The following is a 22,258-nucleotide window of genomic DNA, read 5'->3' on the forward strand; positions in this document are numbered from 1 at the left end:
AGCTTGCCGGGCGGTAGGCTCAAGGGGTGAGCCACCCCGCTCCGGCGCGTGCCACTATTCACGAACTCCGGCGCCCACAGCCTCCTTGACACCGGCGCGCATTTCCTTCGGCGCCGCCTTGATGACCCGCTCTTGCCGAGTGGTGCGCATGGCGCGGACCCGCTTCAGCACCTGGGGCATGCTGATGGCGATGCGGCTCTCCGGGTTGCTCTCGTTCCAGCTCTGCAGCTGCTCGCGCGCCTGCTTCACCTTGGCCTGGTCCTGCAGGAAGATGCCGTCCGCCCACAGGCCGGCGATGTCCGCCTCCACGGTCTTGGCCAGCGTGATGCGCTGCTGTGCGGTCTGCATCCGGCGCTGCTCGGCCGCCACCTTGGCCGGCTGGAAGCCGATGGCCTTGCTCACGGCGTCACTGGAAGCCGTTTCCATCACCACCCGACCGCGGGTGTCGCGGTAGGCGCCCGTCTCGGCCATGTCCAGCGCCTTCAGGGCATTGGCCACTGCCACTGGTGCGGCGTTGCTTGCGGCCTCCCCGAGGTTGCCTGCTGCCAGATTGGCCACCGCCTTACCGTAGCTTCGCATCATCGTAAACGCTGGCCCGCCAAGCTCTGCCAGGTCGCTGGCGCCGCCGGTGTTGTCCTTGCGCAGCAAGCCGGTGGACGGGATCAGGTTGCCCATGCCCAGCCGGCCGGAAACGTCAACGGGAATACCGCTCGCAGATATACCGCGCAGGATGAACTGCGCAACCGGCTCGCCGAAGGCCTGTGCCAGCGCCTTGTCCTTCCATGCCTTCACATTGGTGTCGCGGCCCAGGACGTGCTGGCCAAAGGCGTCCAGCAGGTCGTCGGCGTCGTCCATGAAGGGCAGGCCCTGCAGGCCGGAGAACAGCGCCAGCACCGCCAGCGCCATCACCTGCTCGCGCCGCGGCAGGCGGGCCAGGAACTCCAGATAGCCCACGCTGTACTGCTTGAAGGTGAAGAGGGTGCTCCCCACCGCGCCCCGGGCCCAGTTCGGCCGGTTGGCCTTCGAGTACACGCCCTGCGTCTCGTCCACGGCGCCGGCCGCGAACTCGAAGGCGTTCTTGGCCTTTGCGTCACCCGCGGCGCGGTAGGCCGCGATGAAGGTGACGCGCCGGTTGAACTGCTCGGCCAGCTGGAAGAGCGAGCCCCACACGAAGGCGGCCTTGCGCAGCGCGGGCGAGTTGCCCAGGTTGCGCGTGGCCTCGGCCTGCAGCTGGTGAATCTCGGACGGCGACACGATGCCTTCCTTCTCGGCCTTGGCCAGCGCCTTGTCCAGCTCGGGGTCGCCCGTCTCCTTGCGCAGCGCATCACGCACCGCGGCGGTCAGGCGCTTGGCGGCGCTGGCAGGGCCGCCGTGCTGCGACAGCCACGGCAGGGTCATCGTCACGGGCTGGGTCAGGTTGACCATGGCCGACGCGATGGAGCCGCCCAGGTACTGCATGAACAGCAGGCCGCGGACCCGGGCCGCCTCTTCGGTCGGGTTGCGCACGTAGTCGCGCAGGCGCTGGGCCTCGTCGCGCACGTCGCCCTCGGCCTTGCCGATGGCGTCCACCGCCGTGTCCAGCTCGCCCATGTGCAGGTTGGCCGACGTGGCGCGGGCATTGCTGGTCAGGAAGGCAGCCAGCACGCGCGGCAGGTCTTCCGAATAGCCCGCGATGCCCTTACGTCGAATTAGGCGCTTCAGCGCGCTTCGACTGCTAGCAACATCCTTGATGTACTTCTCGAACAGGTCGCGGCTGGCACCATCCATGGCGGCGTGGTCCGCGAAGATGGCCAGCGTCTCAGGGTTCATGCCCGCGAAGAGCTTGTAGGCCTCCTGGCTGGCGATGCCTTGCGTCACCACCGGCTGCATGTCCTTGAAGCGCTCGGCCATCTGGCGGGCCGCCGCGGTGGCCTCGGCCTCCGTGTCGTACATGCCGAAGAACAGGCGCTCGCCGGGGGTCTCTTCCGCCTGGCTCACCACGTCGACCGTGAAGCGGCCGAAGCGCATCAGGGGCGCGTAGCCGGCGGTCTTCAGGTTGTCGATCTTGATGTACTTCTCGGCAATGTCGGCCTCCACCTTGTCCCACAGCTCGGCCTTGCGCTCGGCGCGGGCACGCGCGTCGCCCTGCTGCCTCTTCAGCTCCTGCGCTTCCCGGTCGAACCGCTCTTCGATGATCATGGTCAGGCCGCCCTGCGCGTTGTCCACCGCGCGGCGCCGGCGGGCCGCCAGGTTGTCGCGCTCGCGCTGCTGGCGCTTCTGCAGGTCTTCCAGCTCGGCCTTGGCCTCCGACTGCTGGGCCTTGACGATCATCTTCACGGTGGTGCGGAACTCGCCCAGGCGGCCGTCGCTGACCATGCGGCGCAGGCTGGGCGGGAACTCCGACAGCTGCCGGCCCAGGTAGCGCGCCACCTCACCGGCGGCCAGGAAGTCCAGGCTCTTGTCCACCGCGGCGCGGAACTGCTGGTACAGGCCGATCTGCGGGTCCGTCAGCTTGAACTTGTCGCGCAGCTCGGCCTCGTCGTACACGCGCTCGTCGCCCAGCGTGCCCTGAAACACCGCCTTGGCCACCGCGGCCTGGTCGGCCTCGGACAGCTTGAGCTTCTTCTTCAGGTCGGCCAGCTGGTCGAGCTTGGGCAGCATGCCCGGCGCCAGGTCGGCGGCATCGTTGGCCACGAAGGAGACATCGTTGATGAAAGCCTGCGCGGCCTCGTACACCCGGCCGAAGCCCTTGTGCACCTTGGCCTTGTGGAACTGCGTGCCCACCGTGCGGTGCCACCAGTTGAAGACCTTCTTCGACTGGAAGTGATCGGCCAGCTTCTGCTGCAGCTTGGCCAGCGTGTCGCCGCTGCGCAGGGTGTCGTACAGCGGCACGCTCTCGGCCACGTTGCGTGCTGGCGTGCCGGCGAACTCGCTGCGCACAGCAAACAGGCCCTGCTGCTGCAGGCTGCGGCCGGCATCGCCCACCGCATCGCGCAGCACGCCGTTCTTGATCGCCATGCGCACGGGCATGGATGCCACGTCGCCATCGTCGCCCACCAGGAAGACAGACTGCGAGCCGGATTGCCGCATGAACCGGCGCGCCGCGGCGGCCAGGAACAGGTAGTTCTTGCGCAGGATTTCGGCCGGCGCGTCACCGATGGCCCGCACCTCTCCGTTCGAGTCGGTGCCAACCAGCGTCAGCCACCCGGGGCGCTTCAGGCTTTGGCCCAGCTGCACCAGCGCCTTGACCGAAGTGATCGACTTGCCGAGGGCCGCGGAAGGCTTGCTGGGCACCAGCAGCTTGTCGGGCCCGAAGTCTCGCGTCTCCACGCGGTAGGCCTCGCCGTCGCCGCTCATCACCGCGTAACGGTTGCTGTTGATGACCACGTGCGCCCGCATACCAGGCACCTGCGCGCCCAGCCACTTCGTCAGCCGGCTGTCCGCATCGCTGGGCGTCGGGTCGCCGCTCGGATGGTTGTGCAGGATGTAGTACCCGTCCGCGCCGGTGGCCTGCAGCTGGTCCTTCAGCCACTGCACGTACTGCTCGGCCGTCATCCCGTGCGGGACCATGGGCGAGAAGCCCGGCATGCGCGACGACACGCCGGTGGAGTGGACGATGGTGTCGCCCTTCGTCAGGAAGACCCGGAAGGTTTCGTACCGCGGGTCACGGAAGACCTGCGCCAGCGCGGCTAGGTCGTCGGGAGTGCTGGCGTCGAGGCCAGTGAGGGCCTGGGTGCCTTCTCGGACGATTCGCTCGGCGATGCCGAGGGCGCGCACTCGGATTCGGGGCTGGGCTCCGTCAGCAGGAACGGGGCCGGCACCCCGCCGCACAGCGTCAGCGGCGGCAGGTTCGCCCGCGGCAGGTTGCTGGTTGGCTTCATCGGGCTCATAGCCGGCATCGTATTCACTCTGCTCTTCGCGCGCAACAGGCGAGAAGCCGTCACCGAAGTCGTCAGCGGCGGCCGGCCGCGGCGCCGTGAACAGGTTGCCGAAGTCGTCCATCAGCTGCAGGTCGCGCGGCTGGGCGCCGGTCGTCAGCAGCCGGACCACCTCTTCCAGGCGGTCGCGCTTGCCTTGTAGCTCCGCGGCGTCCTTGAACTGGCCGGCGGCTTCCAGCTGGCGGCGCAGCTCGGGCAGCTCGGCCTCGCGCTTGCGCATGTCGCGCTCGCGGTAGCCCGATGCCATGCCGGCCAGGAACGCGCCGAGTCCACCTCGATTGCTCATGTCAGCCACCCTTCTTGAACGGGGACCAGCCGAGGCCAGCGGCGGCGCCCGCCATCGTGCCCAGCCCACCAATGAGGTCGCTGCCTCCGTACTGGCCCTGAATGGATGCCTCCTTCCCGTAAATCGAGCCGGCGCTGTCGAAGCCAGAAATGGCCGTGGTGAAGCCCTGGCCCGCCATGGCTGCGGCCGACTGCGCCTGCTGCACCGGCATGGCGGCGGTGTTCGCCGCGGACGTGCCGCCGGACAGCGCCACCTGCGCGCTGGTGGCTTGGCTACTGGCCAGTCCACGGCCCAGGTTGGCCGCGTCCATCTTTCGGGCGTAGCCCTGCAGCTCCACCTTGTCGCGGGCGCCGTTCATGGCGTCGGCGGTGGCGGCGGCCTCGGCCACACCGGTCTGCTGGTCGAGCGCGGCGGCCCGGCCGCTGTTGGGGTTCACGCCCATGCTGGCGTTGCGCATGGCCGCGGCCTCGCGCGTGTTCGCCATGGTGGTGCCCATGGTCGCGGCGGCTGCCTGCGCGGCCTGCTCGCGCCGCTCGGGCGTGTCGTACTGCTGCGCGTCGGCGACGATGCCCTCTTCCAAGGGCCGGAAGGTGTTCTTCTGGTAGTCCCAGTAGTCCTTGGAAATGGTGTCGTTGAGCTTCGAGCTGGCCAGCTGCTGCTGGCTCACTTCGAGCGCGGTCTGCGCGGCCTTATCGCGCATCGGCGCCTGGTCGGCGTAGGCCTGCTTGTAGAAGGCCAGCGCCTCCTTTGCTACCTCGGCATTGGCGCGGGCGGCCTCGTTCATGCCGTCGGTGTTTGGTGCGTCAGCACACATGGGTTTCCCCCTCGATGATCTTCACGAACTTCAGCGCGAAGGGCTGGTAGCCCAAGCGCCGCATGAGCACGTCGGCCCGGTTGATGAGCTTTGAATCCGCGCGTATCTCGCGCATGCCCAGCGCCACCAGCACGTGCTCTGCGTAGCGCAGCAGCTGCACGGCGAGGAACCCGCCGCGGTGCTCGGGGTGAAGGAAAAGCGTGTCCTCTTCGGCCGCCGGCTCGCGGGTGCGAGTGGGGAACACCGCGAAAGGGGTTCCGCTATGGGCCGACACGCCGAGGTACATGCGCAGGTTTCCCACCAGCACGCCATCCCGGCGCACGGTGAACTGCAGCAGGCGGCCAGCACGCTCGTGCTCGGCCATCAGGGCGTAGTCGGGGTTGAGGGGCAGGCCGTGGCGGTGCTTTTCCGTCTCGCGCCAGTGCAGGACATGCAGCTGGTGCAGCTCGGGCAGCGCGGCGGTGAAGCGCTCCACGCCGATCACGTAGCCGCGGTATTCCGCGGGCTCGAAGGTCGGCAGGTGCGCAGCAGGCTGGAACCACGTGGCCGCTTCGATGGCGGCGGCGATATCCGGCGTCAGGGCCTGGCCCAGGTGGGCCGCGACAGCTGCGCGGAAACGGTTGATCGGCGTGGTCATCAGCTCGCGGGGTCAGGGGGTTGGCCGCCGTGGCGGACCCCGCGAGTTTAGACGTTCTACGCCTCAGAGAGTTGTGTTTCTACGCTCGCCGGCCAGGTGATGGATTCCGGGTCATCGCTAGCCTGAATCTGCTGGTACAGGGCGTTGCCGATGTCGAACACCCGCCCAACGTGCGCACCCAGCGCCCTGCCCACTTCGAGCATGTCCTTGGCGTCGAGCACGCGCAGCGTGTTGTCGGCCAGGCGCCACGTGCGGGTGAACTCAGGCCCCAGCGCCTGCGCTTCGATCACGGCGCCGGTGATCCGCGCGCGCGAGTCCGGGTCGCTATCGAAGGTCGAGCCATCCCAGGTGAAGCCGGCGTACTCGCGGGCTTCCCTCTGCTGCTTGATGAACGCCCAGTGCCGCGCGCGCCGCGCCGGCAGGCCGCCGGACAGGTCGGCCACGATGGAGCCACCGGCGAAGATGCCGGACGTGGTGATGGCCAGCTCGACGTTGGCCACGTCCGCGATGGCGATGGTGATGGGCCAGCTCCACACTGGGTTGTTGCCGGCGGCGGCATCGTGCGACGCTTGGTTGGCCCAGCTCAAGACGCGCACCACGGCCACGCCCTGCTGGTAATTGACCTCGGCAGAGCCGGGCTTGTGGTACGTGACGGCCGCCCCGTTCGGTGCGGTCATGGTCTTGTTGATGGGCATGGAGTGCTCCGGTTATAGGCCGCTGGCGTCGATGACCATGACATCCAGCGGCGCAGGTGAGTTGATGTTGGTGACATCGCCGTCGTCCCGCCACTTCCGCTGGAAGTAGTTGGACTGACGCACCACGGTGCCGGACAGCTGCTGAAAGCCGAAGCGCAGCTGCCGGTTGTCGAAGAGGGATCCGGCCGGAAGGCTGTTCTGGCGGCGGCTCGATGGCGTGCCCAGCAGCGCAGGCACTGCCAGCGAAGGGATGGAGAAGTCACCGTCCAGTTCCCCCGCGGTGCCGGCCAGCGAGAAGCTGCCCTTCAGGAACAACAGGCGGCCTGAGGTGTCGGTGACTGACCAGCGCAGGTTGCCGGCGTCGTCATTGATCCGAAGCCCGACGCCAGAGTGGCCGGTGGGCACAGCGAAGCAGTAGATCGTGGTGTAGGCCTGCGTCTCGAAGCCGTCGCTATCCACGCTACCGGTGTTGCCGCAGAAGACGTTGATGTCCCAGGTGTTGCCGCCCACGTTGTCGACGCTGTTCACGCGGATGGTGTGGCCCATCATCAGCTTGTAGAACGGCACTGGCCTATTCACGCTGGTGATGCGGTACACGCTGCTGCCGGCCCGGCGGCCGGTGAAGAGCGCGGCATTGCCGGTGGGCTGGGTGAGGCTGATAGGCGTGGCCTGGCCGATGTAGTTCAGCCCGAACGAGGCACGCGAACCCAGCACCAGGCCGCCCGCGGGATTGGTGACGCGAAGGATGGGGCTGCTCATACGATGAAGAGCACGTAGGTGCGTGCCGAGGATGCAGAGAAGGTGACGCGCGGGTAGCCCAGCGCATAGTCCACAGAGGCGCCCCACGCATCGAGGCCCCACATGCCGCACACCTTCAGCGAGCGGCCCACGTAGTCCGGGTAGGCGTACACCTGCACTGCATTGGCGGGAACGTCGATGACGCCCACGCACAGGCCGGCATAAGCATCGCGGCTGTCGAACACCACATTGCCGGCGCTGTCGCGCGCTCGAAAGAGCGGCTCGGCCATCAGTAGATTCCCAGCTCGATCACCGCGACGTTGCCGCTGTTGAACACCTGCACTCCGGCATTGGTGATCTTGACCCGCTGCCCGCTGTTGCCGCCGACATCAAGCTCACCTCGGAAGGTGGCGCCCTGGTTGAACTCCGCGCCGCCGTTGCTGAAGAGCGCGAAGCCGCTGGTGCCCGGGACATAGCCGTCGTTGTTGAACTGGAAGGCATTGATGCGGATGCCGCCAATGGTGCCGCCGCCAGCATAGACGATGCCGGTGTAAGTCGAATTGCGGATGGTGATGTTATTGAACTCGGCATCACCGCTTCCCCAAATTGCCCACCCGGCGCTCCCTGAATTGAAGCCCGCACTGGCAATGTATTGCCCCACCGCGATGCGGCCTGCTGTGATCTTGTCGGCCGACAGGCTCTTGATCTTGGCGCTTTCGATGGTCGCTTCCGCGATCATCGCGTTGATGATGGCGCCGTCCGCAATAGCTGCAGTGCCCACCGCGATAGCGCCGGCCTTCAGGTGCTGCGCCCAAATGCTGCCATCCACGATCAGGGTGGCATCGTTCTTCTTCTCCACCTGCAGGTTGGCGAACCATGAGCCGATGGTGCCCTCATGCGCCTGGCCGTTCCACGGCGCGACCGACATGGTGACAGCACCCGCCGGAACGGTGAATGAGTCCTCTACTCGGAACCACGGGGCGGGGGAGCTGGTTTGAGCGACGTGTCCCGCCCCATAGCTTCCGTTGGCGTCGAAGAACAGCGCCACCCATCCGGTCGATGGCACGTCATTGTTCTTGTGCACCAAGACGGACGCCTTGTACTGCTCGCCGGGCTCGACCTTCAGCCGCGTCAGCATCTGTGCGTCTCGCCCGGCGAACACTGCCGCGTAGTCGGTGGGCAGTAGCGTGGGGCTCGGCACAGCCGGGTGCGACTTGTGGTACCGGGCGACGAAGTAGCCTGATGAGCCAATGGCTGACCATCCCGCGGTGCCTTGGGCGAAGGTCGGATCAACCACCAAGCTGGTGGGCGCCACCAGCAGGTGCTGCACGCGCACCGCGCCATCGGCCAGCTGCTGGTAGTTGATGGCCTTCTCTGCGATCACCCGCTGGATGACCGACTGGTCCTTCATGTGCTGCGCTTCGATGATGAGCGGCGCCAGGTCGGTGCTGCCGATCTTGCCGGTCGTCGCGCTTTTGCCGTTGGTGCCGCCGGTGGGTACCAGCTGGGCCACACCGGCCCGGGACACGTTCTTCAGCCACACGTGCACCTGCACGCCCAGGCCCACCGTGTAGGCGAACAAGGGCGCCTCGGACAGGTTCACCAGCTTGGCGTTGGCGAAGGTGGGCAGCGGGCCGGTACCGCCATAGGTGGCGGCCCACACCTCCGTGTAGGCGTTGCCGCCGCCAGTGGTGTAGGTCTGCGCGGGCCACTCGATGAAGATGCTGGCGAAGCCGGCCGTCACGGTCATGCCGGCCAGGTCGACAGCTGGCGGCGGCGTCATGTCGGTGCTGCCGCTGCCGCCGGTGCCGCCGGTACCACCTCCGCCGCCGGTGGCCGGACCCGGCACAAAGCCGCCGGTGGTGGGCTGCTGCTGCACGATGCCGATGTCCTGCAGGTCGCGGAAGGTGACGGCCTTGTCCAGCTTCTGGCCGCGCCGGCCCTCGCGGGTCTGCACGATCTCCTTAAGCGCGCCCATGAACCGGCGCAGCGAGTCCGGGTTCTTCGGGTCTACGTCGGGCAGGTCGGGGATGGTGGGCGTGCTCATGCTGCTTGCAGCTCCTGCAGCGTGTTGGCCAGCATCACGGCCTGCACCGGGTTGCCGGTGTCGATCGACAGGCGCCACTCGTCAGCCAAGAAGCCGGACGGCAGGCGGAAGGGCTGGCCATTGGTGATGACGCGGTTCGTCATGCGCTGCAGGCCCTGCGCCCACATCGTCAGCGTCACCGGGTAGGCGTCGGCCATCACCTGGCCCCACCCCAGGTTCGTGGGCTTGGCCGTGCGCATGGTCTTGCTGACGAAGGTGGCCACCTCGGCAGCGCCGGCATCCCACTTCGACACGGCGCCGGTGGCGCTGTCCAGCACGTAGAGCGCGTCCTGCACCGGGTCGCGGAAGCAGGCGTCGAAGGCCCGCCCGTAGAAGTAGAAGCCGCTGGGGTTCAACGGGTCCAGCGTGAAGCTGCGCCGCGCCGCGCCCGTGCCGTAGCTGCACACATAGGCGCCCTCGAACTCGCCTGCCACCATGGTGCTGGGCTGCATCGCCTGCCAGTCGTCGCGCAGCGCCAGGCCCTGCGTGAGGTTCTTCCAGCCGCTGCTGCCCACGTACATCAGGCCATCGGGCGATGGGTAGCTGATGCCGTGGCCGTGCTCCACCACACCCAGCTTCGACACGCACGCCTGGTTGACCTCCGTGGGCTGGTTGCTCATTGCCGAAGGATGCGAGCCGGTCACCAGGTACGGCTGGCCAGTCGTCAGCACCATGAGGTTCTGGCCCCAGCGCGCCAGCGCCACGATAGTGTCGTCCAGCACCAGCTCGTACTGCACCGGCCAGGCGTAGGGGTGGAAGGGCTCGCAGAAGCGCAGGCTCTTGCCCACGAAGCCGGCCATGATCCCGTTCCACAGCGGCTTCAGGCCGCGCAGGCCTGCGGGCGGCATGACCCACGTGAGCGAGTCCAGCTGCGCGGCGCTGTTGACAGTGCCGCTGAACGCGATGGAGCCAGTGGCCACCGGCGCCTCGCCGGCCAGGAAGAACTCGGTACCGCCGCCGGGCACGGTGGCATAGACCCGCCAGGACGTGAGCCCGTAGCTGCCCACCGGGATGCTGCCGTTGCGGTTCACCGTGAAGGTGGAGCCGGCCTTGGCCGTGATGGTGGTGGCGTTGCTGGCTGCGCTGGGCTCGCCGCGGTCGTTCACCCACACCGTCACGAACACCCGCGTCTCGTCGTTGCCGGTGCCGGCTGCGGCCACCAGCACCTGCGGTGCCGCGTCAGGCGCCGGCACGCCCAGCACCCGGATGCCGGGCGGGTTGGGGTATGGCGCGGCGCCCAGGCCCAGCGTGTTGTCGGTCCAGCTCGGCAGCACGCCGTCCGTCCAGTAGGTGCGCTCGGCCTGGTCGTCAGCGATGAAGGACCGGGCCACGTCCGCGTCCTGCGCGAACGACAGCCAGTAGGTGCCGTCCGCCGGCACGTCGCGGCCCATGCGGTAGATCGCCTTGCGGCCAGCCGGCACAGTGGCCACCTGGCTGGGCCGGCGCACCGGCCGCAGGTCGCCGCGGCCGACACGCTGGTTGATCGAGTCCACGCCCACCGTCTCGGGCAGCAGCAGCGGATGCAGGGCCTTGTTGGCCCCGGCAAAGCCATGGAAGCGCAGCAGCATGGGCAGGCCTCAGAAGTAGCTGGCCGCGGCGCGCGGGGAGCTGCGCGCGTAGGCGTAGAACGCGGCGGTGCGGGCCTTGTTGATGGCCGTCTCGAAGCGGCCGCGGGCGTCCATGGCCGCATCCGCGTTGCTGTAGGCCCGGCCCGGCGTGCGGCACAGGATGTCGATGGCGCCAGCAGCGATGCCGGCGGCGTAGCGCTCGAACAGGGCCGCATCGACGGTGCTGGCTGCCTGCGATGGGCACACCGCCACCCGGGCCACCACCGGCGTGCCGCTGGTCGTCGGTACCGGGTGCAGGTACAGCGTGGTGGCGCCTTCGATGACGTAGGCCGCACGCGGCGCGCCGGCAGCCGGCTGCAGAGCGTCCAGCTGGGGCAGGGTCAGCAGGCCCGCCACCTCGCTGCCGATCCGGCAGTGCAGCAGCTTGGCCATGACCTCATCGACCAGCGGCAGCACGTAGCCCGCCTGGTTGGCCACCGTCAGCACCGGCGCCAGCGTGCGCTGCAGCACCAGCGCCCGGGTGCAGAAGTCGATGGCGGCCTGCCGCACCGCGGCGTCGATGGTGAAGCCTGGTGCACCTGCGGCATACGGCGCCACCAGCGGCGCGAACACGTTCCACTTGACCATGGCCATCACACACCTCCCGAAAGCGCGCCAGGGGCCGGCCGTGCGCCGGGGCTGTTGAAGTCGGGAGAGAAGGCCCGGTCACTGGAAGCCTTTCCAGTGAGAAGCTGTTCGGCCAGGCTGCGCAGGCCGGCCGATACCTGCACGTCGATGCCCTCGCCTTCCTTCATCTTGGCCCGGTGCAGCACGTAGTTCAGCAGCGAGTCCAGGAACACGTCCGGCGGCGTCAGCGTGGCGCTGGACACGTCCGCGCTGCTGATTTCCACCGGCGCGCGCACGTACATCACCTCCAGCTGCGCGCCGGCCACCGCGGGCGGGAACACGTAGAAGGTGGTGGGGTCGCGGTTGTCGAAGACATAGCAGTCCACCGGGCCGGGCGTGGCCTTGTGCCAGCCGGGCACCTCGGCGTCCAGCACCTCGCGGTCCACCAGGCGCACGCCGTTGCCGGTCGCTTCCTCGCGGATGACGTCGAGAAGCCGCAGGCCCGGCGGCGCCATGCCGGCCACCGACTGGCGAGTGCCGGCGACCAGCGTCAGCACCGCCGTCAGCGAGCCCGCGTCAGGCCGTAGGCCCACGATGAACTTGCAGCCATCGTTGATCCACTGGATCAGCTCGGCGTCGGTCCAGCGCACCGCGTCGGCATCGTTGAGCGCGGTGCGCGCGCGGGTCAGGATGTCGGAACCCTTCATGCGGGCCTCCATGAGAAAGACCCGCACGAGGCGGGCCTTGGTTTTGGGCCATCAGCCCCACCGGCAGGGGATTGGGATCAGTCGAATCAAACAGCCAGCAGAGACGACGACGTGAGCACTTCGGCAAGCGCGCGGGTCTCGGCCCCATACCCGCCGCCAGAGCGGTGCACAAAATCGACGTAGTAGCCCGCACTGTTTCCGGCCGCAAACGTGCTGTTCGTGGCGGCATCCACATCAAAGAATGCGACTTGACCGACAGCCAAGGCTTTCATGGCGTCAGCGAAAGCGCGATAGCTGATCGGCTTGTTGTCAGCACTGGATGTGGCTGGGTCTGCCACCAGAAGCACCGCCTTGACGCTTGCATTGGCAAGCGCGGCGTTGATCAGCGTTTGAATGTTGGCTTGGAACTGTGCGATGGTCAGGCCGTCCGCCACCTGGTTGTTCCAGTCGTTGTACGAAAACCGGATGATGTGCAGATGGGTGGTCAGCGTCTGGAAGCTGGTGCGCGTCTGCTTTGCGGTCAGCCCAACCCAGGTGCTGGCCTTGCTGCCGCCATACCCAAAGCGGCGAGTCACAACACCGCGGCCCCGGGTCACGGTGGCGCCCGTAATCATGGTGTTGCCGCTCGCCCAGCTGATGACGACGGTGTGAGCCGCATCCGTCCCAAGGTCAAGGCGGACGGTGCGGTAAGTGTCAGTGGCACCGCCGCCACCGTTACTGTTGATGGTGCCGCCGCCACCACCGTCCACCGTCCAAGTGGCGGTGCCAACGTAGGTTCCGGCGTTCTCCCAAATCTCCACATCCAGGTAGCGCCCCACCACGTTGAAAGTGATGCTCATACCGGCCGACTGCAGGGCCATCGCGCGGCGCTGCGTGATGGTGCCGCCGCTGTTGCGATATGCGTTGTATGGGCCGAACTGGTTCACTGGCGTGGTGGCTGGCGACGTGCTGTTTGCCACTCGCGTATCGGAAGGAGCCGCCTCAACGGCGATCCACTGGCCGCCATCAGGCGTGCCGAGACGCGCGTTCAGCTGTGCGCGGAGCTGTGCAAGGAAACCGTCACGCTCGGCCAACGTGTCGCTGCTTAGGTTTGTGGTGTCGCCGCCCAGCTGAATCAGGCTGTCGCCGGTCGCGGTGATGTAGACCTCGCTTGAGGTGGCGCCCGCGAGCACCGGAGCAAATGACTTAAGCGCCGCGATGTTTGTGGTGGCCAAAAAACCACCCCCTGACACCGAGGATGAAGGCTCATCGTTGTCGCTGATGCCGCCGGCCGCTGGCTCGTTCGGCATCTTGTACTCGTTGCCGAGTTCGTCCCGGTAGCCAATGAGCCGGCCCTGCTCATCCATCAACCAGTTGGGGCCAGAGCGCTCGGAGCGCCACTTGCTGCTGGGCATTCAAATCTCCAAAGAAAAAGCCCCGCGGTCGGCGGGGCGTGGTTGGTGCCAAGGCGGCACAAATTGGGGATAACGCCCCTAAGCAGCCGGCTGCAGCGCGGCGTGGATCGCCTTGCGCAGCGTGTCGCCCTTCGCACGGCCGGGCACTTTGAGGCCGTTGTCGACCACGAAGGCGCGCAGCTGGTCGTCATCCAGCAGAGCCAGGTCCAGCTCGGTCCCGGCCTCGTTGCGCAGCACGAATGGGCGCGCGTCGGTGCTGCCAGCGGCTTGGCCTGCAGGAAGCTGATTGGCCGGCGGCGCATCGGCGGCCTGTCCTTCGGGCGGCGCGGTGGGCAGCTGCTCAAGCGGCGGCGGCACTTCGGCCGGCGGCGGGAGAGGCGCAGCAGGTGCTGGCGGCAGGATGGCGCGCTGGCGGTTGTCGGCCTGGCCGCCCAGCTCCTCGAAGCCCTCGGGGATGGCGCGCAGGCGCTCGATCACGGCCGGCGTCTCGGTGGTCAGCAGTCCGATGCCGCCGGTGAAGGTGAAGAACTCGCCGAAGACCTCGATCACGGTCGAAGTGTTGTGCTTCAGCTTGGTACGGAAGGTGGGCATGGGGGTGGCTCCTGTTTGTGGACAGACGCGGGGGCCAAAAAAAGGGCGGAGCCGCAGCCCCGCCCAAACCCCCAGGAAAGAACCGATCAGCCGCGCAGGGTCAGGATCAGCGTGGCGCGCTTGCCGGCCAGGGCCGCAGTGGCCGGGGCGGCGGTTGCCACCAGGCCCACGCTGCGCACGGCGCTGGTCTTGCCCGTCAGGAAGGCATTGGCCGCGGTGGCGCCGGTGGGCACGGTGTGGCCACCGGTCTGCGGCGACGTGACGCCGCCGGCGGCGGTCCAGGTGTCGGTGCCGCCGTTGAGCGCGGTCTTGCCCGCGTTGAGGAAGCCCAGCGAGAAGGCCGCGGTGGGCGTGCCGTTGGTGTCGATGTCGTCGGTGATGAAGCGCCAGTCCATCACCTCGAAGCCGGCGGGGATGTCCGCCAGGTGGGCCACGTCGCCCACGGCGATGGTGCCGAAGTCGGCCCAGTTGATGTCGATGGCCACCAGGGCCAGGGCAGCCGATTCCGGCAGAGCCATCGGGCGCACGCCCAGGGCGGTGGCAGTCTTGAACGAAGCCATGTGAATCTCCTGAAAAGATGGTGAGCCAGGCCGCGGCGCGGCCCGGCGGTGCGGTCAGCCGGCGATCAGCCCGGGTTCACCGCGTAGGTGTCCATGGCCATCACGCCGAAGTCGCGCTGGGTGGCGCCGTCCGAAGACTTGTAGGTGGCCTTCTTCACGCCCATGATCGAGTTCGAGCCGATCTTCACCTTGTCGCCGTGGTCCTTGACCTCTTCGGTCCAGTCCATGCGCAGGCCGGTGCCGGGCGAGCCGAACGACAGGAAGGCAGCCTGTGCACCCAGGAACAGCGCGCGGGCGCACGGCAGGTTGCCGCTGGCGCCGCCGTCGTTGAACTGGATGACGTTGCGGTGCTTGTGCAGGATGACGTTGTTGTACTCACCCGCAGCACCGGTGAAGAGCGGGCTCTTCTTGCCTTCGGCCGCGGCTGCAGCCTTCTGGATGTCCAGCCACTGGCCGGTAGCCGAGTTGTTCTTGAGCGAGTCGAACTGGAACGTGTGCATCAGCGACACGTACTTGTCCTCGCCCTCGCCCACCGAACACGGCAGCATGGACAGCTCATCGGTGCCGTCGCCGCCCATGGTTTCTGCCTTGGCCACAGCGCGGTCTATCAGGCGCAGGTCCATGCCCATGGCGTTGGTCAGCGTGGCCTTGCTGACCGCGGTACCGGCATACATCTGGTGCATGCTGTCCGGGGCGGTCACCGGGTTGATCTGGAAGAAGGGGTTGCCCGCGCTCCAGACAAAGCCCGTGTTCGAGCCGCGCATGCCCGACAGGTAGATGAAGAACAGCTCGTCGTAGAGCCGCGCCCACCATTCCTTCATCGCGCCCAGCGCATCCTCGCGGATGTCGCGCAGGGTGCGCTTGCGGGTCATGCGGTCGCCCAGGTCGGCGCCGCCGCGCACCTGGTCGATGACGATGCGGTCGGTGTAGTACCGCAGCGCCTCTTCCTTGCCGTCCAGCGTTTCGGAACCCACAACGGGCTCCATGCGCATCGGCATCAGCAGGTCGACCGTGACGGTATCGCCGGCATCGGATTCGAGGTCCGTGATGCGCTGGATGGGCGTCTTGGCCCGCTTGCCCTCGCCCATGAACTTGCGAGTGAAGTAGCTCGTCTTGTTGACGGCCACGGCCAGAAGGCCGGACCACTTCTTGACAGCCTGAGCGTCGTTGACGCCAACGAAGGTGCGTGCCATGTGTTGCTCCTATGGATGAGGCACTGGCTGCACTTCTGCGCAGCCTGAAGGAACCGCCCGGGTGGGGCGGCGCTGGTTTGCCGTTGCGCGTCAGCGCTCGGGCGGTTGAACGCCGCCAGGGGCAGCGGAAGCGGGCGACTGCTGCGGCTCGCGCCGCACGTCCACCCCTTGCTCGAATCGGAGGCGAAGGCGGGCACGCTGGCCGCTCTTCGCTTCCACGGTGATGACCATCCAGCATGGCCTGCACGCGCACACGGATGGCCTCGGCCTTGGCCTTGTCGCCCTTGGCGGCCAGCTCGGCCAGCTGGGCCAGCGCCATCTGCCGCTGCAGTTCCTGCGCCTCGGCCTGCCGCTGGGCGTTTTGCTGGTCGGCCGCGATTTCCTCGGGCGTCGGGGCCTTGGTCGGGTCGCGCTGGCCGTTCATCTTCCGCACGCGGGTGACGAACTCTTCCTTGTTGGGCACGTCCAGCAGGTCGATGTAGAGGTCCAGCAGCTGCACCACCATCTGCGGCGCGAACTGGCCCACCTTGGCCAGCACGTCCGCCAGCTGCTCGGCCGCGGCCTGCTGCAGGCTGGCCCGGTAGTCCTGCTCGCTGACGATGAAGTCGGCCTGCCGGGCGGTGATGTCGTTGATGACCTGGCCGGTCGTCTCGTCCAGCTGGTTGACCTGCACCCATTCCATCGGCGTGCGGGCGCCCACCAGGCGGATGACCTTGGGCTCGGTGTAGAACTGCTCGATCAGCGACAGCTGAATCTCGCCCTGCAGCTGGATGCCCAAGCGCAGGTTGTCGAAGATGCCCGCGGTCACCATGCCGCCCTGCTCTTGGCGCGCGATGATGGCCCGGCCGCTGGTGGCGTTGGTCTGCTTGCCCAGCAGCTCGCTCTGCACGCCGGACACGTCCTGAATGAGGCTCTCGTCCTGCATCATCAGCTCGACGTTGCCTTCCAGCTCGGCCACCGGCTTTTCCAGGCGCAGGTCCAGGCCCGCCTTCTTGACGATCACACCGTCAGCGCGGGCAGCCTCGCGGCGCAGCTGCTCCAGGTCTTCCACCGCGCCCTCGTCCACCACGATCCGGTTGTTCGACAGGATGTAGAGGGCCTTGCTGCGCCGCTTGTTCAGGTCGTCCTGAATGTCGCGGATGCCGCGCACGATGCCGTAGGGCTCGCCGTCGCGCTTGGCGCATCTTGTGCGGGAGCGGAGAGGGCTGCGCGGGCCTGCAGCGCCTGCCGCGCGTCCTTCTCGATGCAGTACAGCTGCAGCAGCTCGTCCACCACGGCGGTGTCGCCGGCATACCAGCGCTTGCCCAGCTCGCGCAGGTGCTCCTGCAGCTGGCGCAGCATTTCGGCGTAGCCGGGCGCGTTCTGTTCCAGCTCTTGGCGGCACTGCCACAGCAGGCCGATGTAGTCGACGCGCATGCCCTGGTGCCCGGCGGCCAACAGCTGCATCGCGGGCGTGGTCTTGGTGGCGTCAGCCACGGGCCACCTCGCAAGGCGTGCTGCAGGTGCCGGCGGCCAGCAGCTGGCTGTAGGTCGGCAGGCCGGCGTTGTTCAGGTGGGCATCGGCCCACGCGATGGCTTCACGCTGGGCGTCGTTCAGCTCGGCCGCCGCGGCCTCTTCGATCACGAACACCTGGCGCACGCCGGGCAGGTCTTGCCAGCCTGCGGGGCACCGATCGGATTTGCTGACGACAGCGGTGATGGGCGACGTGCCGAAGGTCCAGCCCAGGGGCGAGACGCGGCGGATGCTGGCAGGGCACGGTGCTGCTGCCGGTGCGAAAGCGTTGAGTTGGGACATGAAACCCTCCGGGGTTGAGTAGAGAACTCCACTCCACTCTAAGCGCCACGTTAGCGCTTCGTCAAGAGGTTCTACGCGAGTGAAACGCAATAATTCCGGCGTCCAAAAATGGAGGGGTCAAATGCGCATTCAGTCGGTCTTGCTTCGAGCCTTGGTTGTTGCTGCTGCGGTGGCTTCGGCAGGCTGCGCGGAACACAACTTCGTACCCGGCTCGCCTATGGCGCGCCTCATGGGGTACCACCGCACCTACGAACAAATCGCGGCGGACGACTGCAGCCGACAGTTCAAGCTGGAAGGTGCGGCTCACGCGCAATGCGTGAGCTCGCTGTCGGCATCACGGCGGCAGAGCGATGCGGCGTACATGCAGGCAGTGGGTGCGCTCGCCGGCGCAGCATCGGCGGGCCGGGAGTCCCGGCGCAGCTATGTGCTGGACGGCAGGCCTGTGAACTGCACTACCGTCGCAACCACGCCGGGCGTGGCCACCACCAGCTGCTACTGAGCCGTGTCAGGGCCGCAGCAGCCGAACTCCTTCGGTCACGATGCGGTGAAGGAGGTCGGTAGGCATGTCGGCCATGAGGCCAGGGATGTCCTCGTACCGAAACACGCCCTGGTCATTGGCCACCTGCGTCATTGAGGCTCGCCCAGCCTGAAAGGTCACCAGCCAGCGGCCGTGTTCGAGTGCGCTGCGCAGCGGGTGATCCTCGGTTGTCAGGGCCGGCGCGGCCTGGCGGCTGGGCAGCATGCCGAAGTGCCGGGCCAGCACCTCGAAGCACTCCGTCTGGTAGGCCACGATCTTCTCGCGCAGCTCGGGCCTGACGCGGCGCGTGTCGATGCCGAACAGCCAGCCGTTGAGCATGTCCAGGGGAAGGCACGATACGGCGCGGCGCTTTCCATCAGCGGCAACCATCTCCGTAATGAAGATGGCGGAACCAAGCACCGGGTGGCGTGTGATGCGTGCGTGCTGAGATTTCCAGTCAAGGCCAATGGCCTCAACAATCGACTGCAGAACGACGCACGCACGGCTAGCGCGGGCGAAGGCGTAGAGAGTGGTGCCATGGAAAGGCACAGGGATGAGAGAGTCAGCCATGAATGGCCTCCAGGGTTCCATGCGGTTTGACCGCTGCCACACTCTCCGCCAAGAGAGGGTGGCAGCCCGAAACGAGGTTGGCGGACCGGGGAACCCGCGGAGCGGAAGCCGGCAGGTCTTGCGACCTCCTCGCCCGGGCTGCCATAGAACTGGCATGCCTTGAGCATGAAAAAGGCCGCTCCTGCGGGACGCGGCCTTGAGCCGCGGGTTCCTTCGGGCCGCCAAGCCCGAGCACGCATTGAAGCACGAAGCCTTGAGTAGATTCAAGCGACGATAAGGTTAGAGATTCTAATCGTCAATTGCGGCAACATTGAGCCCCACAAATGGGGATGTCATGGCTTTACGTTTACTGGTTGCGATCATTGCCTCGGCCGCGCTCACGTCGTATGCGGCAAGCACCGACGGCACTGCACTGCGGTGTGAAGGCAGGACTGCGGTGTGGCTCGATGGAAAGCTCGGGAGCGAATCTCCAGCAACACTGTCCATCGTTATCCGGGCCGACGCACAAGCGGCAGAAGTGAGTGGAAGTTCATGGGGCTGCTTTGCCGATGGGTGCCAAGAGGTTCCGGTAAGGCTCTCTGTAGACTGGGTGCGCCATTCGAAGGATTGGCCCGTCACCGATGGAATGCACTCAAGAACCAGTTTCGACCTAAACCGCCTCACGGGCGTCTTGACCACGACGGCCAGCACGTTCGGCGGTCAAGATGTGAAGTGGCGCAACCACCTGACCAGCGGCACCTTCGTTTGCTCGAAGGCCGAACGGCTTTTCTAGGAAGAGTCGCGAGTGGTGTTCAACCATGGTCATGATGACCATGGTTGCCTCCGGGCGCCGATCTACTACCTAGCGACAAGCCCGTCGATCAGGCCGCGCACGTCGATGGCGTCATCGGCACCGCTGGTGGGGAAGGCGCCCACCGCGATGACGTCGGGCTCGATTTCGCCCAGCGTGGCGTTGATGAAGCGGGCCAGGCCCCGGCCGGCACCCAGGTAATCCAGCCGGGCCTTGTCGGCAGCAGCTGCAGCAGCAGGCCGGCGCCGGGCCAGCAGCTGGGCCTTGCGGCGGCGGGCCTTCATGGCTGCACCCGCTTGAAATCGACCACCCACACCCAAGGGTTGGCGTCCCAGCTGCCGAGGCCGTTGATGGACTCCCAAAGCACCGCATAACGCGCGATCGGGAAGCTGTCGTTGTCCACCGGGCCGATGCGGTTAAACGCAGCGGCGTCATCGTCCTGGCGGCATCCCGGGAAGCGGTTCACACCCTCGGCGATGGCATCGGCCTCGCTGATGTCCTGCAGCCGCTCCACCCGCACCCCTGCTATCTCCAGCGTGATGCGAGAGAGACTGCGCGGCATGTGGATGGATGGCCGTGGCCGCGTCCACTGCCCAGAGCGAGGCTCTCCATCCGCGACGTACCACACCTTATTGCCCCACTCACGGAGCGGGTAGCCGTGGCGTTCGTAGGCGATGCTGCCGGCGAAAGCCTCACGAACCCACAGCCGATCACCGGGCTGGCCGTAGGGGCAGCGAATGCGGTGCCAGTGCTGAGACGGCGCCTCTGGCGGCGCCCAGCCCATGACGCCGGGCTCGTACCAGGCTGAGCGCTGCTTGTCGGCTGGCGGCTGTTGCTTCACCACCCGCCGCGTCTGCGTCTTCGTGCCCGCCAGCAGCGCCCTGACCATCGGCGCGCTGAAGAGGATGGGGCCTTCACGCATTTCGCACTCCTTGGGCGCGCAGCTGGTTGCGCACCATGCCCCGCGCGTTGTTCAGTTCCTCTTCCAGCTCGATGGGCCGGATGCTGTGCTCGGTGCACATGCGCATCGGCGGGGTGTTGAGCACGTACCAGCCGCGCAGCAGCTCGCGGTACCGCATGGGCAGCGATGCCACGGTGCGCTCGATGGTCAGGCCCAGCTGCTGGGGCGGCAGCGACGGCGTGGGCGCGCGCGGCGCGTCGAAGGCGCTGGGCGGCCGGTATCCCTCGAAGCCAGGCGCGGTGGCGCGGCCATAGCGGCCGGTCTTGCACCACCGCGCCCAATCCAAAAGCTGCTGGTGGGTGCTGGCCAGCTGCGCGGGCACTCGGTCGTTCAGGGCCGAGAAGTCCACGAACGTGCGGCGGCGTTGGTTGTCGGTCGGATCAGCGGTGAACATTGAAGTAGCGGAGGCGTGCCTCGGTGTGGGTTTGAGGGGCAGGTGCGAAGTCGGGGCACTCACGCGGCACCAAGGCGGGGAAGAAGGAAGCGCGGTAAGGGGATTTCTCGCAGTTCACTGCGCCAGCGCGGGCCATGGCCTTCAGCAGCCTGGCGCGCTGCGCATCGGAGGCGGCCATCGGCTCACGGGCCAGGGCAAAGCGGCATTCGACGCAGCGGGGCATGATGGCTACCCCTTCGGGATGACCGCGCCGGAGCGGGCCAGCTCACGAAGCGTCAGCAAGATCGCGGCATCCATACGCGACCGGCGCTCTTCGCGCGTGAGCTTGGAGCCCTGGTCGATCTCGCTGTGGCAGGCCACACACAGCGCTGCAGTCCAGCAGTCGTCCATCAGCTTTCGCCCGCCCGCCTTGCCTTCGTTGCGGTGTGCGCACTGCGTCTGCCCGAAGCGGCCACACAACACGCAGGGGAGAGCTGCAACCGCGCGCCGCCAAGCCTCGCTGTAGAAGCCTTCCGCCTTCCCCAGCTGCACCGGCGCTTCCGAGGTCAGCGCCAGCGGCGTTGCCATCACGGCGCGCGGGCGCTGGGGCACGAACGACTTGAACTCGTCGCTGCGGTCGCGCACCTCGCGTACCGGCGCCTTGCGGGCGAAGGTGCTGCGCTTCACCGGTCGCCCTCCTGCAGGTCAGCGAAGGGGCGGCGCAGCTCGGCGTGGAAGAGGTTGGCAGCAGCCTGGTTGTGGTCCAGCTCGGCGCGCGACTCGATGCCGCACAACTGCAGCACCAGGGCGCGGGCCGCGGCTTCGTCGGGCAGCTGCACGCAGTGCTTGTCCTGCGCCCAGCGGCGCCACGCGGGGTTGCGGCACAGCTGCGAAGCCAGGCGGGCGAGGCGGCCGCCCTTGCCGCGGTCGGCAGGCACTGCAGGTGCTGCAGGCGGCTTGCCGGCGGGCTGGCCAGCTGCGGCCTGGTCGGGCACGTGCACACCTGGGATGGGCTCGGGCGTCTCACCATCGCCCAGCAGCGCGAACACGGCCATGAAGCGCTGGCCAGCGCGGTTGCCCTTGCGCACGGTCAGCGTGCGGAAGACGTCGAGGTCGGCCGGGTCGGCCAGCCAGAACGTGACCTTCGCGCCGTTGCTGTGCGACTCCGACCAGTTGGCCAGCATCACTTCGAGATTGATCGTTGGGACAGACATTCCTCTCCTACCTCTGCAGTTCTTTCCTCTTTCCACCTAAAGCCCCCCCTACCCCCCACGGGGTCGGGTGAGCTGGGCGCCACCCCCTTTCGGGATTTCCACCTTCGGTGTCGCAACACCGCCCTCGGCCGTGGAAACTCGCCTGCCGCCGGAATCGTTCGGGATCTGCCCCCTAGGCTTTCGCCAGTCCGGTACCGCGTTGTTGTCGGGGGCGCGGTGCCCCGGTGTTCTCTTCCGTGCAGCCCA

General features: G+C 67.5%; 24 protein-coding genes and 1 pseudogene. 2 read left to right on the forward strand and 23 right to left on the reverse strand.

Annotation, left to right across the window (positions count from 1 at the left end; all coding sequences use genetic code 11):
• Window positions 1-54 precede the first annotated feature (54 nt).
• From MW290_RS25460 to MW290_RS25535, 16 genes and pseudogenes are all read right to left on the reverse strand, one after another.
• A complete protein-coding gene (locus MW290_RS25460) occupies window positions 55-4,203 on the reverse strand; it encodes a PLxRFG domain-containing protein (protein WP_250197136.1) in 4,149 nt (1,382 codons plus the stop codon).
• A gap of 1 nt (window position 4,204) precedes the next feature.
• The gene (locus MW290_RS25465; protein WP_250197137.1) at window positions 4,205-4,987 is read right to left on the reverse strand and encodes a hypothetical protein; all 783 of its coding nucleotides are present in this window, start codon (window positions 4,985-4,987) and stop codon (window positions 4,205-4,207) included.
• A 19-nt stretch (window positions 4,988-5,006) separates the two neighbouring features.
• Complete coding sequence (locus MW290_RS25470) at window positions 5,007-5,654, reverse strand: GNAT family N-acetyltransferase (protein ID WP_250197138.1); 648 nt, start codon at window positions 5,652-5,654, stop codon at window positions 5,007-5,009.
• Window positions 5,655-5,710: 56 nt separating this feature from the next.
• On the reverse strand, window positions 5,711-6,349 hold the full coding sequence (locus MW290_RS25475; RefSeq protein WP_250197139.1) for a DUF4376 domain-containing protein: 639 nt from the start codon (window positions 6,347-6,349) through the stop codon (window positions 5,711-5,713).
• 12 nt (window positions 6,350-6,361) lie between these two features.
• Window positions 6,362-7,108: a hypothetical protein gene (locus tag MW290_RS25480; protein WP_250197140.1), complete on the reverse strand. Its 747-nt coding sequence runs from the start codon at window positions 7,106-7,108 to the stop codon at window positions 6,362-6,364.
• Window positions 7,105-7,377, reverse strand: a complete 273-nt coding sequence (locus MW290_RS25485; protein ID WP_250197141.1) for a hypothetical protein — start codon at window positions 7,375-7,377, stop codon at window positions 7,105-7,107. The genes MW290_RS25480 and MW290_RS25485 overlap by 4 nt, the downstream gene beginning before the upstream one ends.
• Window positions 7,377-9,134 (reverse strand): phage tail protein, encoded by a 1,758-nt coding sequence (locus tag MW290_RS25490; RefSeq protein WP_250197142.1) that lies wholly within the window; start codon window positions 9,132-9,134, stop codon window positions 7,377-7,379. The genes MW290_RS25485 and MW290_RS25490 overlap by 1 nt, the downstream gene beginning before the upstream one ends.
• Window positions 9,131-10,741 carry a hypothetical protein gene (locus MW290_RS25495; protein ID WP_250197143.1) on the reverse strand — a complete coding sequence of 537 codons (1,611 nt, stop codon included), beginning with the start codon at window positions 10,739-10,741 and terminating at the stop codon, window positions 9,131-9,133. Before MW290_RS25495 ends, MW290_RS25490 begins: the two co-directional genes overlap by 4 nt.
• A 9-nt stretch (window positions 10,742-10,750) precedes the next feature.
• Window positions 10,751-11,374 (reverse strand): phage adaptor protein, encoded by a 624-nt coding sequence (locus MW290_RS25500; protein ID WP_250197144.1) that lies wholly within the window; start codon window positions 11,372-11,374, stop codon window positions 10,751-10,753.
• Window positions 11,374-12,054, reverse strand: coding sequence for a phage adaptor protein (locus MW290_RS25505; RefSeq protein ID WP_250197145.1), 681 nt, complete (start codon window positions 12,052-12,054; stop codon window positions 11,374-11,376). Before MW290_RS25505 ends, MW290_RS25500 begins: the two co-directional genes overlap by 1 nt.
• 86 nt (window positions 12,055-12,140) lie before the next feature.
• The gene (locus MW290_RS25510; protein ID WP_250197146.1) at window positions 12,141-13,448 is read right to left on the reverse strand and encodes an SGNH/GDSL hydrolase family protein; all 1,308 of its coding nucleotides are present in this window, start codon (window positions 13,446-13,448) and stop codon (window positions 12,141-12,143) included.
• Between the two features lie 78 nt (window positions 13,449-13,526).
• Entirely contained in the window at window positions 13,527-14,039 is a 513-nt protein-coding gene (locus MW290_RS25515; RefSeq protein WP_250197147.1) for a hypothetical protein, read from the reverse strand.
• A gap of 86 nt (window positions 14,040-14,125) precedes the next feature.
• Window positions 14,126-14,599: a hypothetical protein gene (locus MW290_RS25520; protein ID WP_250197148.1), complete on the reverse strand. Its 474-nt coding sequence runs from the start codon at window positions 14,597-14,599 to the stop codon at window positions 14,126-14,128.
• 65 nt (window positions 14,600-14,664) lie between these two features.
• A complete protein-coding gene (locus MW290_RS25525; RefSeq protein ID WP_250197149.1) occupies window positions 14,665-15,792 on the reverse strand; it encodes a N4-gp56 family major capsid protein in 1,128 nt (375 codons plus the stop codon).
• A 340-nt stretch (window positions 15,793-16,132) separates the two neighbouring features.
• Window positions 16,133-17,182: pseudogene (locus MW290_RS33370) on the reverse strand (portal protein); the annotation flags it as partial.
• Between the two features lie 78 nt (window positions 17,183-17,260).
• Window positions 17,261-17,587 carry a hypothetical protein gene (locus MW290_RS25535; RefSeq protein WP_250197151.1) on the reverse strand — a complete coding sequence of 109 codons (327 nt, stop codon included), beginning with the start codon at window positions 17,585-17,587 and terminating at the stop codon, window positions 17,261-17,263.
• Window positions 17,588-17,708: 121 nt separating this feature from the next.
• Between MW290_RS25535 and MW290_RS25540 the strand changes: the two genes are divergently transcribed.
• Window positions 17,709-18,086, forward strand: a complete 378-nt coding sequence (locus MW290_RS25540) for a hypothetical protein (protein WP_250197152.1) — start codon at window positions 17,709-17,711, stop codon at window positions 18,084-18,086.
• A 6-nt stretch (window positions 18,087-18,092) separates the two neighbouring features.
• Here the strand turns inward: MW290_RS25540 and MW290_RS25545 are convergent, their stop codons facing one another.
• Window positions 18,093-18,674 carry a phage antirepressor N-terminal domain-containing protein gene (locus tag MW290_RS25545; RefSeq protein WP_250197153.1) on the reverse strand — a complete coding sequence of 194 codons (582 nt, stop codon included), beginning with the start codon at window positions 18,672-18,674 and terminating at the stop codon, window positions 18,093-18,095.
• A 334-nt stretch (window positions 18,675-19,008) separates the two neighbouring features.
• Between MW290_RS25545 and MW290_RS25550 the strand changes: the two genes are divergently transcribed.
• Window positions 19,009-19,446 (forward strand): hypothetical protein, encoded by a 438-nt coding sequence (locus MW290_RS25550; RefSeq protein ID WP_250197154.1) that lies wholly within the window; start codon window positions 19,009-19,011, stop codon window positions 19,444-19,446.
• Window positions 19,447-19,511: 65 nt separating this feature from the next.
• Here the strand turns inward: MW290_RS25550 and MW290_RS25555 are convergent, their stop codons facing one another.
• The 6 genes from MW290_RS25555 to MW290_RS25580 are packed head-to-tail and all read right to left on the reverse strand — an operon-like array spanning window position 19,512 to window position 22,012.
• Entirely contained in the window at window positions 19,512-19,748 is a 237-nt protein-coding gene (locus MW290_RS25555; protein ID WP_250197155.1) for a hypothetical protein, read from the reverse strand.
• Window positions 19,745-20,386, reverse strand: a complete 642-nt coding sequence (locus MW290_RS25560) for a hypothetical protein (RefSeq protein ID WP_250197156.1) — start codon at window positions 20,384-20,386, stop codon at window positions 19,745-19,747. Before MW290_RS25560 ends, MW290_RS25555 begins: the two co-directional genes overlap by 4 nt.
• Window positions 20,379-20,819, reverse strand: a complete 441-nt coding sequence (locus tag MW290_RS25565; protein WP_250197157.1) for a hypothetical protein — start codon at window positions 20,817-20,819, stop codon at window positions 20,379-20,381. The genes MW290_RS25560 and MW290_RS25565 overlap by 8 nt, the downstream gene beginning before the upstream one ends.
• On the reverse strand, window positions 20,806-21,042 hold the full coding sequence (locus MW290_RS25570) for a hypothetical protein (protein ID WP_250197158.1): 237 nt from the start codon (window positions 21,040-21,042) through the stop codon (window positions 20,806-20,808). The genes MW290_RS25565 and MW290_RS25570 overlap by 14 nt, the downstream gene beginning before the upstream one ends.
• Window positions 21,043-21,047: 5 nt before the next feature.
• Window positions 21,048-21,485, reverse strand: a complete 438-nt coding sequence (locus tag MW290_RS25575; RefSeq protein WP_250197159.1) for a hypothetical protein — start codon at window positions 21,483-21,485, stop codon at window positions 21,048-21,050.
• Entirely contained in the window at window positions 21,482-22,012 is a 531-nt protein-coding gene (locus MW290_RS25580) for a hypothetical protein (RefSeq protein ID WP_250197160.1), read from the reverse strand. Before MW290_RS25580 ends, MW290_RS25575 begins: the two co-directional genes overlap by 4 nt.
• Window positions 22,013-22,258: the final 246 nt, after the last annotated feature.

Source organism: Aquincola tertiaricarbonis, from assembly GCF_023573145.1.
GTDB classification, from domain to species: domain Bacteria; phylum Pseudomonadota; class Gammaproteobacteria; order Burkholderiales; family Burkholderiaceae_C; genus Aquincola; species Aquincola tertiaricarbonis_B.

Bases quoted from the DNA above. Each gene is read 5' to 3' on its own strand.
- MW290_RS25460 (WP_250197136.1), bottom strand. From the start codon at position 4,203: ATGAGCAATCGAGGTGGACTCGGCGCGTTCCTGGCCGGCATGGCATCG.
- MW290_RS25570 (WP_250197158.1), bottom strand. From the start codon at position 21,042: ATGCCCCGCTGCGTCGAATGCCGCTTTGCCCTGGCCCGTGAGCCGATG.
- MW290_RS25520 (WP_250197148.1), bottom strand. From the start codon at position 14,599: ATGGCTTCGTTCAAGACTGCCACCGCCCTGGGCGTGCGCCCGATGGCT.
- MW290_RS25510 (WP_250197146.1), bottom strand. From the start codon at position 13,448: ATGCCCAGCAGCAAGTGGCGCTCCGAGCGCTCTGGCCCCAACTGGTTG.
- MW290_RS25580 (WP_250197160.1), bottom strand. From the start codon at position 22,012: ATGTCTGTCCCAACGATCAATCTCGAAGTGATGCTGGCCAACTGGTCG.
- MW290_RS25565 (WP_250197157.1), bottom strand. From the start codon at position 20,819: ATGTTCACCGCTGATCCGACCGACAACCAACGCCGCCGCACGTTCGTG.
- MW290_RS25550 (WP_250197154.1), top strand. From the start codon at position 19,009: ATGGCTTTACGTTTACTGGTTGCGATCATTGCCTCGGCCGCGCTCACG.
- MW290_RS25505 (WP_250197145.1), bottom strand. From the start codon at position 12,054: ATGAAGGGTTCCGACATCCTGACCCGCGCGCGCACCGCGCTCAACGAT.
- MW290_RS25515 (WP_250197147.1), bottom strand. From the start codon at position 14,039: ATGCCCACCTTCCGTACCAAGCTGAAGCACAACACTTCGACCGTGATC.
- MW290_RS25470 (WP_250197138.1), bottom strand. From the start codon at position 5,654: ATGACCACGCCGATCAACCGTTTCCGCGCAGCTGTCGCGGCCCACCTG.
- MW290_RS25500 (WP_250197144.1), bottom strand. From the start codon at position 11,374: ATGGCCATGGTCAAGTGGAACGTGTTCGCGCCGCTGGTGGCGCCGTAT.
- MW290_RS25560 (WP_250197156.1), bottom strand. From the start codon at position 20,386: ATGCGTGAAGGCCCCATCCTCTTCAGCGCGCCGATGGTCAGGGCGCTG.
- MW290_RS25465 (WP_250197137.1), bottom strand. From the start codon at position 4,987: ATGAACGAGGCCGCCCGCGCCAATGCCGAGGTAGCAAAGGAGGCGCTG.
- MW290_RS25475 (WP_250197139.1), bottom strand. From the start codon at position 6,349: ATGCCCATCAACAAGACCATGACCGCACCGAACGGGGCGGCCGTCACG.
- MW290_RS25495 (WP_250197143.1), bottom strand. From the start codon at position 10,741: ATGCTGCTGCGCTTCCATGGCTTTGCCGGGGCCAACAAGGCCCTGCAT.
- MW290_RS25485 (WP_250197141.1), bottom strand. From the start codon at position 7,377: ATGGCCGAGCCGCTCTTTCGAGCGCGCGACAGCGCCGGCAATGTGGTG.
- MW290_RS25540 (WP_250197152.1), top strand. From the start codon at position 17,709: ATGCGCATTCAGTCGGTCTTGCTTCGAGCCTTGGTTGTTGCTGCTGCG.
- MW290_RS25555 (WP_250197155.1), bottom strand. From the start codon at position 19,748: ATGAAGGCCCGCCGCCGCAAGGCCCAGCTGCTGGCCCGGCGCCGGCCT.
- MW290_RS25545 (WP_250197153.1), bottom strand. From the start codon at position 18,674: ATGGCTGACTCTCTCATCCCTGTGCCTTTCCATGGCACCACTCTCTAC.
- MW290_RS25525 (WP_250197149.1), bottom strand. From the start codon at position 15,792: ATGGCACGCACCTTCGTTGGCGTCAACGACGCTCAGGCTGTCAAGAAG.
- MW290_RS25480 (WP_250197140.1), bottom strand. From the start codon at position 7,108: ATGAGCAGCCCCATCCTTCGCGTCACCAATCCCGCGGGCGGCCTGGTG.
- MW290_RS25490 (WP_250197142.1), bottom strand. From the start codon at position 9,134: ATGAGCACGCCCACCATCCCCGACCTGCCCGACGTAGACCCGAAGAAC.
- MW290_RS25535 (WP_250197151.1), bottom strand. From the start codon at position 17,587: ATGTCCCAACTCAACGCTTTCGCACCGGCAGCAGCACCGTGCCCTGCC.